The sequence below is a fragment of the Megasphaera vaginalis (ex Srinivasan et al. 2021) genome (assembly GCF_000478965.1).
Taxonomy (GTDB): Bacteria; Bacillota; Negativicutes; order Veillonellales; family Megasphaeraceae; genus Megasphaera; species Megasphaera vaginalis.
The window spans coordinates 57827-70190 of the sequence record NZ_AWXA01000053.1 but is presented as its reverse complement, the minus strand read 5'-3'; the positions used below and the strand labels follow the sequence as shown (position 1 = coordinate 70190).

The following is a 12364-nucleotide window of genomic DNA, read 5'->3' as shown; positions in this document are numbered from 1 at the left end:
CTCTTTGCTTAACTGTGTAGGAGGAGCGCCGTCAGTTCTGCGACACTGTTCACCGTATAATCGGCCGGAAATTCCTGCCGTTCCGCTTCATTGCCATAGCCGAAAGCGGCATAAATAACGGGAATGCCCGTTTTTCTGGCGCCGATGACATCATATTTCCGATCACCGACCATAACGGCGCTATCGGCAGCGCCGCTGCCGATATGCCGCAACACGCGATCAATAACAACAGCCTTATCTTCCGTCCCGCCGAGAACACTGCCGGCAATTTCAGTCAAATACGGAGATAAGCCGAACTTCTCACAAATCGCCTCCGCATGCACCTGCGGTTTTGACGTGGCCACATAGGCCTTGCTGCCGGCCGACTGCAATTGCCGAAGCATGTGAATAATTCCCGCAAACGGCCTGTTTTCAAACTTGCCGATCGTGCCGTAACGTTCTTGAAAAAAGGCATACGTAGCCTGGGCTTTTTCTGGTGAAAATCCGAAGGTATCCAAAAAAGTCAGCATCAGCGGCGGCCCGATGATAACCTGCTGTTCCAATCTTCCCGCCGTTTCTTCCCCTTGCTTTTCCAGGGCATATGCGACGGATTTGATAATGCCTTCCTGAGAATCCGTCAGCGTTCCGTCCAAATCGAACAGAATATGTCTATACATGAGTTCCTCCCATCTTCTCTCTAACTTTTATATTATACCACAGTCTGTCATCGGCAGCACCGCTAACTCCCGAAAATAACAGAAGCCGCCTCTCCTGTCGGAAAGACGGCTATCAGAAAAGCATTTATTGCAATAATTTATCGGCCTTGGCGATATTGGCGCGAATGGTGGCGCAGCAGCCTTTCAAGGCCTGCAATTCGTCTGCCGGCAAATCGAAAACGACGACGCGTTCAATACCGTTTGCTCCGATAACGGCAGGAACACCGCAAAAAATGCCTTTTTCGCCGTATTCTCCGTCAAGCGCGACACTGGCCGCCATGATTTTCTTTTCATCATGAAGCACGGCGCTCGCCATCGTAACGGCCGTCATGGCAATCCCGTATTCCGTACAGTGCTTACCCTGATACGTGACCCAGCCGCCTTTAATAGCCCGTTCCGTCAGCTCTTTCGTATCGAAATCGTACTGTTTGTTTTCTTTCGCTAATTCCGTATACGGCTGCCCGCCGAAATTGACGACAGACCACGGCGTCATCTGTGAGTTGCCGTGCTCGCCCATCATGTAGGCCGTAAACGAATGATGTTCCACATCGGTCTGCTGCGAAATGGCACTGACCAAGCGCGACGTATCCAAGCCCGTACCGGTGCCGAAGACACGTCCCTTCGGCAAACCGCTCCGAGTAGCAAGCAAATGCGTAACGACGTCACAGGGATTGGTAATATTGATGATGACGCCGTCAAAACCGCCGGCCATAACCTTATCGATATATCCGGCAACGCCGGGAACGGTAAAGCCCATTTCGTCATCGCGGTTACCTGTCGCGCAAAGGTCGATCTTACCGATCGCATTGATGATAACATCGCAATCTCCCAATTCCTCGTATTTAGCGAGCGTATAGTTGACGCGGTGCGGCATGAACATGACGGCATCCATCAGATCCTGCCGTTCACTGACAGCTTTGCTTTCATTCAAATCGCAAAGCTTGACTTCATCGGCTGTTCCGGTAAGTCCGAAGGCAAAGGCGACATGCGCCCCGACATGCCCTAACCCGATAACACCGACGGCCCTCTTTTTTACTGTACTCATCATGACCCCCTCATTTCTTTAACCAAATTTTACATGCTTAAATTTTATTGTACACCAAACAGTCGTGTTTTTCATCCTTTTTCTTTCTGTTTTTTTAATGATAAAAAAACTTCCCACCTTATGGGCAGGAAGTCTTTACCCTCTATTTGCGCGCCGCTTTTTTTCTGTCGTGTTTGTCCAAAATGGCCTTGCGGAGACGAATGCTCTTCGGCGTCACTTCAACGAGTTCATCGTCATTGACCCATTCCAGCGCCTGTTCCAAGCTCATAATACGCGGTGGTGTCAGCCGGAGCGCTTCATCGGAAGCGGATGACCGGGTATTGCTCAAATGCTTCTTCTTGCACGGGTTGACGTCAATATCGACGTCGCGGTTGCTTTCGCCGATCACCTGCCCCAAGTAAATAGACTGAGCCGGAGAAATGAACATCACGCCGCGATCCTGAAGATTGTAGATTCCGTACGCCGTTGTTTCGCCGCTTTCAAAAGCCACCAGGCTGCCCCGTGTCCGTCCGGGAATATCACCCTTCCAAGGCGCATATCCGTGAAATACGTGGTACATGATACCGTTCCCTTTCGTAGCCGTCAGAAATTCACTGCGGAAACCGATCAGCCCGCGGGCGGGAATGATGAATTCCAAACGCGTATAGCCGGCGAGATCAACCATATTGACCATTTCGGCCTTACGCGTCCCCAGCTTTTCCATAACCGATCCCATAAATTCCTGCGGCACGTCAATCGTCAGCGCTTCAAGCGGTTCGCATTTCTGACCGTTGATTTCTTTCGTAATGACGCTGGGCTTGCCGACCTGCATTTCATATCCTTGCCGGCGCATTTCTTCGATCAAAACGGCAATGTGCAGTTCACCTCGTCCGGATACCTTAAAGGCGTCGGCACTGTCCGTCTCTTCAACGCGAAGACTGACATTCGTCTGCACCTCGCGGAAAAGTCGGTCCCGAAGGTGACGGCTCGTGACGAAATCGCCTTCCTGGCCGGCGAAGGGACTGTCATTGACATAGAAAATCATGGACAAGGTCGGCTCATCAATATTGATCTTCGGCAACGCTTCCGGATTGGTGACATCGGCAACGGTTTCACCGATTTTGATATCGGGAATACCGATGATGCAGGCAATGTCCCCCATCGCCGCGCCTTTTTCCTGTTCGACCCGGCTTAATCCTTCATACGTATAAACGCGGCTGATCTTCGCTCTGCGCTGGCTTTCTCCGTCAACAATCAATACATTTTGATTCGGCATCATGCTGCCGCGAACAATGCGGCCGACAGCTATTTTCCCGACATAATCATCGTAGTCCAACGTCGTGACCATGAACTGAAGCGGACCGTCGGCATCACCTTTCGGACACGGGCAATGCGTGATAATCGACTGGAAGAGGGGCTGCAGATCCGTCGCTTCATCTTCCATCCGGACCTTGGCGACGCCGTCACGACCGTTAGCATAGATAACGGGGAAATCAAGCTGATCGTCGTCAGCTTCCAATTCCATGAAGAGCTCCAGGATTTCATCTTCCACTTCGGCTACACGGGCGTCGGGTTTATCAATCTTATTGATGACCACGATAGGTTTTAATTTTTGTTCCAACGCCTTGCGCAATACATATTTGGTCTGCGGCATGGGACCTTCAAAGGCATCGACCAGGAGCAGGACACCGTCTACCATATTCAGCACGCGCTCTACTTCACCGCCGAAGTCGGCATGCCCCGGCGTGTCGACAATATTGATCTTTACACCGTCATGCATGACCGACGTATTTTTCGATAAAATAGTAATCCCACGTTCACGTTCAATATCTCCGGAGTCCATGATCCGTTCGGCGACCTTTTCATTCGAACGGAAAACATGACTCTGTTTCAACATGGCATCGACCAAGGTCGTTTTACCATGGTCAACGTGAGCAATAATAGCAATATTACGGATATCCTTACGTTCCATGTGGCTGTTCTCTCCTATACAAAGAAATAACAAAATTTATCTTGTTGTAACTTATGTAGTATAACACAAAAGATCCTGTTTGCCTATACACAGGATCTTTTTTACGAGCATTTTATTCTTCACCGATAATACGGACTTCCGTTTCCAGCGTCACGCCGTAAGCTTCCTTAACACGGCGCTGTACCTCATGGATAACGGTCAGTACATCTCGGGCCGATGCATTGCCGCGATTGACAACAAAACCGGCGTGTTTGACCGATACTTCCGCATCACCGCAGGACAGGCCTTTCAGCCCCGTTTGGTCAATCAGCGTACCGGCGAAATATCCCGGCGGCCGCTTGAACGTGCTGCCGGCACTGTGCATTTCCAACGGCTGCTTGCTGCGTCGCTTTTCCATGAGTTCATCCATCAGCGCCTGAATAACGTCTTGCCGGCCGTAATCCAAAAGCAATTCCACTTCAACGACATACTCCTGCAACTCCTGGAACTTGCTCATGCGATAGGAAAAGCCGAAATCGGGGGTAACATAAGTTTGAACGCCGCCCTGACCGTTAACGGTACGAACGCGAGATACGACGTGGCTCATTTCTCCGCCGTAAGCGCCGGCGTTCATGAAAACGGCGCCGCCGAGCGTACCCGGAATACCGCAGGCAAATTCAATGCCCGTAAGCCCCCTGTTCTGCGCAAAGGCGCAGACATCTTCCAGCATAAAACCGGCGCTGGCAAGAATTTTATTGTCATGTGCCGACAGGACCTTGTGCATGCAGTTCAACTGAATCACAACACCCCGTATGCCGCCGTCACGAACGAGCACATTGGAACCGCCGCCGAGAACCGTAACGGGCAATCCCAAACGCCGGGCCGCTCTGATGGATAAGGACAACTCTTTTACCGAATAGGGCAGCACCAGCACGTCGGCAGGTCCGCCGACGGCAAAGGTCGTATGAAACCGCATCGGCTCATGAACCAGCAGATGTTTGTCGTCGAATACCGTATGAAGTTGAGAAACAAACTCGTTTATTGCCGTCTTAGTGATCAAGAATGCTCATTCCTTCTGCCATTGCGTTTTGCACGATCTGATAAATTTCTCCGGCCTTCGCCTGCCACGCGTTATATGCCGCCAGATATTCCACCGCTCCGGAGCGCGTTTTGATAATGGCTGCCAGCCGATTCATCGTTTCCAGTTTCTTCTTAATCGGCTTATCGCCCATGGACTGCGCATAGGCCAGTTCAGCCTGTGTCAATAAAAATTCACGCACCATTTTTTCCGTCTTTTGATCTTCTGCCAATTTTTTTCCGGCTGCCAACAGCGCCACATATTCGGGACATGCCTGAATAGCCTGCGCCAATTCATTCGCCTTTACAAATACGTCCATCGCCAACACCTCTTATTGTAAATTCGCAATCCCTATGCCGCCCTTTGCCAATTTCGGAAATCCGAGTTGACGCAACGCTTCGTAAGAAACGATGGCAACGGCATTCGACAAATTCAGGCTGCGCGCTTCTTCCCTCATCGGGATGCGGAAGCAGCGTTCCGGCGCCGCTTTTAATAACGCTTCCGGAAGTCCTTTCGTCTCCTTGCCGAAAACGATCAGATCATCTTCATGAAATGTAATATCGGCATAACATTGTTCGGATTTTGTCGTTAAATAATAAAAACGATGCCCTTCATAGGCTTTTTGCACTGCCGCAAAGTTTTCATGAACCTGGACATCGACAAGATCCCAATAATCCAGTCCCGCCCGTTTCAGATATTTATCTTCCAGGGAAAATCCCAAAGGCTTGACCAAGTGAAGCGTCATATGATTCGCCGCGCAAAGACGCGCTATATTCCCCGTATTTCCCGGAATTTCCGGTTCTACCATTACAATATGCATTCGTATCATCTCCATGAAGTATTGTACAAGAAACGGCGGAGAATAACAAGGCGTCCCTTCTCCATCTGCCGCAAAAATGAACGGTTCGCGACATTAAGAGGTATTCACAAACGGTCCGATTGCACGGATACACACCGGCAGTTTCTTCCATATCGTACTGACTGACGGAAGATCATTTCGCATCGTCATAAGATTTTATGCCGAAAAACTATTTTATCTTTACATATTTTTAATCTTCAATCTTTTCGCCAGATCCCGCACTGCCCCTTCAACGTCATCGGTAAAACCCGGCATTACACTATTTTGAATCATTTTGTTAATTATTATCAATAATCATAGGAATTATCGTTTTATTGCATTTACCTCATATTTATGGTATAATACAAACAATAATGACTATTATCAAAAAAAGATCTTATTAAAAGAGGTGTGTATCTATGGATTCATTTGACAACATTGCGCAATATCCCATTTATTTCGCCCCGGGCTGTAAACTGCTTCAGTTGGAACCGGAGATGGTTTCCAAAGTATACGATTACCTGCATCAGCTTTTCGGCAATATTAATCTGTATACTCGCTGCTGCGGCCTTGACGATTCCCGTCAGCAAGACGAAGAAGCGGTTTTCATCACGCTCTGCGATTCCTGTTTCAAAGTCTACGGCGAAACGTACGCAAATCTCCACATGCGCGATTTCTGGGACGTTTATGATGAATACAAGGATATTTATCCGTTGTATGATGAAGCGGCCGTTCGTAAAGCGCTCAATGAAACAATGACCGGCGTTTATCCGAAGGAAGGCATCAAAGCTTGGTTCAATAAATTCAATAATAACTGATTATATTTCGACGTATGATAAAAAACGGACTGCCGGCGGCGGTCCGTTTTTTTATCTTTTTCGTCATTGCCTTTCCCGGTAAACACGTTCAATTTCCGCTTCCAACAACGCTGCCTTTCGTTCCGTCTCTTCCATAAGCTGACAGGTTTTCCGCACAAAATCTTCATCGTCAATGGATTTCAAATTAATGCGGACGCTGTAAAAGGCCGAACGCATGGCGGCCCGCGCATTCATGGCGCCGATAACGCCATCCGTAATGACCCAGACATTGCCGTATCGCACAACCTGCACCGCCAAGGACAGTAAATCATACACACTGACGCCTAATGCCAAGGGAACTTCCGCAGCGTGGCGAAAGGCAGCCTGTACCCGTTCCGACCGGGATATCTCTGCCTTATTGATGCGCAGGGCCGTCAAAACGGCGGCAAACGCTTCGCCGTCCGCATCAATGGCGGCTATGTATTGCCGCCTCAAGGAGGCAGCCTCCGCCGCTGTCGCCGTCAACAGCGGCGCAACCTTTTCACAGCCTTTTTTATGAACAGTCAAATTGGCTACCATTTCCAAAAGCGCCGCTGCTGAAGCCGCCGTTAAAGCGGCAATGCCGCCGCCGCCCGGAACCGGCTCCGCCGAGGACGCCGCTGCCAAAAACTCTTCGATTACCGCTTTGCCAAAAGGCCTCTTACGATCAGAACAATCCTGTAATAACACCGTTTTCATCAATATCCATCCGATTCGCCGCCGGCACCTTCGGTAAGCCCGGCATAGTCATAATATTTCCCGTTTCACAAACAATAAACCCTGCGCCCGTGCAGACGCGCACATCTTTGACCGTAACGGTAAATCCTGTCGGCGCGCCAAGCAGATCGGCATTATCCGATAAGGAATACTGCGTTTTCGCTACACAGACAGGCATTTTGTCCAGCCCCAGTCTTTCCAATTCTTCCACTTGTTTCTTCGCTCTGCTTTCAAAGATGACGCCGTCACCGCCATAAATTTCCCTGACGATCGTTTCCAATTTTTTGGCAATAGATTCCGTTGCTTCATAAAGCGGTTTATACGGTTTCTTCGGTGCCGCCATGAGCGCCAGTACCTTTTCACCCATATCCAGTCCGCCGGCGCCGCCTTGCGCCCAGCAATCGCCCAAACTGACATCAACGCCGTAAGCGCGGCAAAGATCGGTCAATTTTTCAATTTCCGCCGGCGTATCGGTCAGGAAGCGGTTGATGCTGACCAGAACGGGAACATCAAATTTACGCATATTTTCAATATGCTTGGCCAGATTGGCAAACCCTTTTTCCAGAGCGACCACATCTTCCACTTGCAAATCGCTTTTTTTCACACCGCCATGCATTTTCAAAGCCCGAATTGTTGCTACGAGCACGACGGCATCCGGTTTAATACCGGCAAACCGGCATTTAATGTCCATAAATTTTTCGCCGCCCAGATCGGCGCCGAAACCGGCTTCGGTAACCGTGATTTCCCCCATCTTCATGGCCAGTTTCGTCGCTACGACGGAATTGCAGCCGTGCGCAATATTGGCAAAAGGACCGCCATGAACCAGCGCCGGTGTGTTTTCCGTCGTCTGCACGAGATTGGGCTTGATGGCGTCTTTCATCAAAACAGCCATGGCGCCGGCAACACCGAGATCGCCGGCCCGAACAGGCTGCCCGTCCAAATCGTAGGCGACGATAATATTCGCCATGCGCCGCTTCAGATCCATCAGATCTTCCGCCAGGCAAAGGACGGCCATAATTTCCGAAGCGACGGTAATCATGAAGTGGTCTTCTCTGGGAAAGCCGCAAACGGTTCCCCCCATAGCGACGACAACATTACGCAGCGCGCGATCATTCATATCCATGACGCGTTTCCAGACGACCCGGCGGATATCAATGCGCAGGGAGTTTCCCTGATGGACGTGATTATCAATAGCTGCTGCAAGCAGGTTATTGGCCGTTGTAATGGCATGCATATCGCCGGTAAAGTGGAGATTGATATCCTCCATCGGCAATACTTGCGAATAGCCGCCGCCGGCGGCGCCGCCCTTAATCCCGAAAACGGGGCCGAGAGACGGCTCGCGCATGGCGACGATCGTCTTATGTCCCATGCGATTCAGCGCCTGCGCCAGGCCGATCGTCGTCATCGACTTTCCTTCACCGGCCGGTGTCGGATTGATTGCCGTTACCAAGACCAATTTACCGTCCCGGTTTTTGGACAGGCGTCGAATCGCGTCAAAGGATATCTTTGCCTTGTATTTACCGTATAATTCCAAATCATCTGCCGTCAAGCCCACTTTTTCCGCAATGCTCGTAATCGGTTCCAACGTTGTCCGTTGCGCGATTTGAATATCACTCAATACTTTTTCCATCGTCATCGTCAGCTCCTCGATAGTAGCAAAAAAAATACCGACATTCCGGAATCTCTGCCCAGACGGTCGGCTCGCATCGATCATGCTCCCTGTGGTCAACCCACTTCCGTCAGTCACATGATCTATGCATTTATTATACAAAACGGCATCTGTCTTTGTCAATCAGCCGTCCCTGCAAGGCCCCTGTCCGCTTATTCAATAAGCACCGTTTGTACAGCTGAAAGCGCAACTGTTCCGCCGATACGAAGCGACTGCAATTCCCCGTCATCGACTTTGGCAGCAATCGCAATTGCGCCGCCCGGCTGGCGCAATGTACAAGCTACATTCCGTCTCCCGACACAGGCCAACGCCGCCGCTGCCGCTGCCGATCCGCTGCCGCAACTTCGTTCCCAGTAACGTGTATCCGTTTCCGCCACATAGACGGCAGGAACCATGGTCAGCGCCTGCGTATCGACAATGATTAGCCCGTATGCCGCATAGGCGTCAGTAGAGACATATTCGCGCAGCGCCTGCCAATAAATTTCCTTATCGACATTATCGCCGGTTTGTACGAAATAAACGAAATGCACGATTCCCGGCAACGTCACCTTGAAAAACCGGTACGGTAAATCATTGACGGGAATCAGCACGGCTTCCACCGACTCCGGCAGAGGCATATCAATGACGGCTTGAAAAACATCCCCTTTACGCTCAACGGCAACACCTAACGGCACAGTGCAACCCGAACAGGATACACGATACATTCCCTTGTCCTCTCTCGTCAAGGACAGGGCATAAGCGGCGGCACTGCGCGAAGCGTTACCGCAAAACTCGCCGCCCATCATATCAATGCGAAGAGCAGTGCCGTCTGCCGGATCCATGGTCAGATAAGCAACCTGTTCCGCTTCAAGTGCTTCGGAGACGAGCAACTTGGCGGCTACAACACTATGATCAGCCCGATCGATTCGATCCAAGACAAGAACAGTCGTGTTCCCGCTGGGATCTGCCATTACATAATGAATAGTTTGCATCACTTTTCTCCTTTCTTTTTTATTATACCATATCCCGTCACCGCCAAAATAAAAAGGACCCGCAAAATTTGCGGGTCCTTCTGCCAAGACTTACAGAACCAACGTCGGCGCTGCATACGTACGGCCGAGCAATTCCTGATTCAGCGCGTACAGCCCCTTCGGATCGGAACCGAAAAGTTCGTATTTTTTGATCAGTCCGTCGGCATTCTTTTCTTCCTCTCCCTGCTCTTTGACGAACCAGTCGAAGCATTGCATCGTACGATAATCGTGAACCTCGTCGGCAGCTCTGTAAATTTCATTGATCAGATGCGTGACATATTGTTCATGGGCATAAGCGGCCTTCATCGGATCGATGATATCGTTACAGGCCAAAGACGGTTTTTCAATCGCCTCAAACGTCACGGATTCACCGTTATTATGCAGATATGTACGCATCAGCATCGCATGATCGTGTTCTTCCTGCGCCTGCACATCGTACCAATGAGCAAACCCGTCGAGTCCTTTATCGTAATAAAAGTTGGCGAATGCCAAATACAGGTACGAAGAATAAAATTCCTGATTGATCTGTTTGTTAATAAGCTCTTTTACTTTGTTATCCAACATGCTGCGTTCCTCCTTGTCTATTCGCGGACCAGGGCTATTCCTAAAAATAGTCATCAACGCAATCTCTATAAGATTTATACATAGTAAACCACGTTTAAAATAAATTACAATGATTATTAACAAATAAATTGCTTTTTAAATAAAACTGCCGCCTCTCTTCTATAGAGCTGGCGGCAGTAATACGTTATTTTTTGACTAACTCTTCTTCTATCTGAATATGTAATTCATGAAGCTGTTTCGGCGTAACCGGTGACGGCGCTTCACTCATCGGATCGATAGCATTCTGCGTTTTCGGGAAAGCGATGACATCGCGAATGGATTTACGTTTCAGCATCAGCATGATCATCCGATCCAAGCCGAAAGCCAAACCGCCATGCGGCGGCGCGCCATATTCAAAGGCACGGAGCAAGAAGCCGAATTTCTGTTCCGCTTCTTCTTCCGTCAGGCCGATAGCTTTAAAAACGCGCTGTTGCAGTTCCGGCTGATAAATACGCAATGAACCGCCGCCCAATTCTACGCCGTTGAGAACGAGGTCATAGGCCTTGGCATAAACGTGGCCGGGATCGGTTTCCAACTTGTCCAGATCTTCGTCACGAATGGCTGTAAACGGGTGGTGCATGGCGACATACCGTTTTTCTTCTTCACTATATTCGAACATGGGGAAGTCGACGACCCAGGTAAAAGCAAATTCATCTTCACGGATACAGTTCGTACGGCGTGCCATTTCCTTACGCAATTCTCCTAAAGAAGCCGCGACGACAGAAGGTTTGTCGGCAATCATCAACACCAAGTCGCCCGTTTCGGACCCGCATTCTCTGCCGATAGCCTGAAGCGTGTCTTCACCGAGGAACTTCTTAACCTGTGATTTCAAGCCGTCCGGCGTAAAGCAGATCCAGGCCAGTCCTTTGGCGCCGTAGGTAGCAACGTATTCTACCAGTCCGTCCAGTTCGCGGCGCGGTATCTGTGAATATCCCTTAACATTAATCGCCTTGACCTGACCGCCGTTTTCAATCACGCTGCGGAAAACTTTGAATTCCGTATCTTTGACGAGCGCCGTAATATCGTGAAATTTCATGTCGAAACGGAGATCCGGCTTATCTGAGCCGTAATTTTCCATTGCATAATCCCAGGTGATCCGTCGGATCGGCCGCTCGATTTCATGACCCAAAACGGCTTGGAAGACATGGCAAATCATAGCTTCCGTCAGCTGGAGGATATCTTCTTGACTCATGAAGGACATTTCCAGGTCAAGCTGCGTAAATTCAGGCTGCCTGTCGGCTCTCAGGTCTTCGTCACGAAAACAGCGAGCGATCTGATAATAACGATCCATACCGGAAATCATCAGCAGCTGTTTGAAAATCTGCGGGGACTGCGGCAATGCGTAAAACTTGCCGTCATTGACGCGACTGGGCACGAGATAATCACGTGCTCCCTCTGGAGTGCTCTTGCACAATTCCGGCGTTTCGATATCGATAAAGCCGCGACTGTTGAGAAATTCACGCATAGCATGTTTAACGCGATGCCGCATAATCAAATTGTTCTGCATTTCCGGGCGACGCAAGTCGAGGTAGCGATATTTCAAGCGGATTTTTTCGTCGACATCGATATGATCTTCAATATAGAAGGGCGGTGTTTTGGACAGATTCAGCACGCGCATTTCTTCGCAGCGGATTTCGATCGTGCCAGTCGCCATCTTGGGATTTACTGTTTCAGCGTCACGCAGGCGGACGATGCCGCGAATGGCCAACACGTATTCGTTACGCACCTGTTCCGCTTTTTTAAACGCTTCTTCGGCATAATCAGGCGAAGCGACGACCTGCACGATGCCCGTGCGGTCACGCAAGTCGATAAAAATCAAGCCGCCGTGATCGCGGCGACGTTCCACCCAACCGCAAAGAACGACTTCTTTACCCGTATCGGCTTCCGAAACGGCCGTACAATAATGCGAACGACTTAAACCTTCCATTGTATCCATTACGTAA

12 protein-coding genes and 1 riboswitch are annotated in these 12364 nt (G+C 49.9%); of the genes, 1 reads left to right on the top strand and 11 read right to left on the bottom strand.

All coding sequences use genetic code 11. The features are described from left to right. Positions 1 to 8: 8 nt before the first annotated feature. From HMPREF1250_RS09500 to trmL, 6 genes are all read right to left on the bottom strand, one after another. Positions 9 to 656, bottom strand: a complete 648-nt coding sequence (locus HMPREF1250_RS09500) for an HAD hydrolase-like protein (protein ID WP_023054459.1) — start codon at positions 654 to 656, stop codon at positions 9 to 11. 124 nt (positions 657 to 780) lie between these two features. After that, positions 781 to 1743, bottom strand: coding sequence for a lactate/malate family dehydrogenase (locus tag HMPREF1250_RS09495; protein WP_023054390.1), 963 nt, complete (start codon positions 1741 to 1743; stop codon positions 781 to 783). 139 nt (positions 1744 to 1882) lie between these two features. Then, positions 1883 to 3691, bottom strand: coding sequence for a translational GTPase TypA (gene typA, locus HMPREF1250_RS09490; protein ID WP_023054406.1), 1809 nt, complete (start codon positions 3689 to 3691; stop codon positions 1883 to 1885). A 112-nt stretch (positions 3692 to 3803) separates the two neighbouring features. Further along, positions 3804 to 4730: a UDP-N-acetylmuramate dehydrogenase gene (gene murB / locus HMPREF1250_RS09485; protein ID WP_023054473.1), complete on the bottom strand. Its 927-nt coding sequence runs from the start codon at positions 4728 to 4730 to the stop codon at positions 3804 to 3806. After that, the gene (locus HMPREF1250_RS09480; RefSeq protein ID WP_023054401.1) at positions 4720 to 5067 is read right to left on the bottom strand and encodes a YlbF family regulator; all 348 of its coding nucleotides are present in this window, start codon (positions 5065 to 5067) and stop codon (positions 4720 to 4722) included. Before HMPREF1250_RS09480 ends, murB begins: the two co-directional genes overlap by 11 nt. Before the next feature lie 12 nt (positions 5068 to 5079). Next, positions 5080 to 5568 (bottom strand): tRNA (uridine(34)/cytosine(34)/5-carboxymethylaminomethyluridine(34)-2'-O)-methyltransferase TrmL, encoded by a 489-nt coding sequence (trmL, locus tag HMPREF1250_RS09475; protein WP_023054442.1) that lies wholly within the window; start codon positions 5566 to 5568, stop codon positions 5080 to 5082. Between the two features lie 437 nt (positions 5569 to 6005). Between trmL and HMPREF1250_RS09470 the strand changes: the two genes are divergently transcribed. Beyond that, a complete protein-coding gene (locus HMPREF1250_RS09470) occupies positions 6006 to 6404 on the top strand; it encodes a hypothetical protein (protein ID WP_023054458.1) in 399 nt (132 codons plus the stop codon). A gap of 63 nt (positions 6405 to 6467) precedes the next feature. Here the strand turns inward: HMPREF1250_RS09470 and HMPREF1250_RS09465 are convergent, their stop codons facing one another. The 5 genes from HMPREF1250_RS09465 to aspS form a co-directional block, all read right to left on the bottom strand. Beyond that, a complete protein-coding gene (locus tag HMPREF1250_RS09465) occupies positions 6468 to 7121 on the bottom strand; it encodes a cyclodeaminase/cyclohydrolase family protein (protein WP_023054444.1) in 654 nt (217 codons plus the stop codon). After that, the gene (locus tag HMPREF1250_RS09460; RefSeq protein ID WP_036243230.1) at positions 7090 to 8769 is read right to left on the bottom strand and encodes a formate--tetrahydrofolate ligase; all 1680 of its coding nucleotides are present in this window, start codon (positions 8767 to 8769) and stop codon (positions 7090 to 7092) included. The genes HMPREF1250_RS09465 and HMPREF1250_RS09460 overlap by 32 nt, the downstream gene beginning before the upstream one ends. A 49-nt stretch (positions 8770 to 8818) precedes the next feature. Further along, positions 8819 to 8896: riboswitch (ZMP/ZTP riboswitch) on the bottom strand. Between the two features lie 64 nt (positions 8897 to 8960). Continuing rightward, positions 8961 to 9779 carry a hypothetical protein gene (locus HMPREF1250_RS09455; RefSeq protein ID WP_023054479.1) on the bottom strand — a complete coding sequence of 273 codons (819 nt, stop codon included), beginning with the start codon at positions 9777 to 9779 and terminating at the stop codon, positions 8961 to 8963. A 90-nt stretch (positions 9780 to 9869) separates the two neighbouring features. Continuing rightward, positions 9870 to 10382: a ferritin gene (locus tag HMPREF1250_RS09450; protein ID WP_023054496.1), complete on the bottom strand. Its 513-nt coding sequence runs from the start codon at positions 10380 to 10382 to the stop codon at positions 9870 to 9872. A gap of 184 nt (positions 10383 to 10566) precedes the next feature. Then, entirely contained in the window at positions 10567 to 12357 is a 1791-nt protein-coding gene (gene aspS / locus HMPREF1250_RS09445; protein ID WP_023054418.1) for an aspartate--tRNA ligase, read from the bottom strand. Positions 12358 to 12364 lie beyond the last annotated feature (7 nt).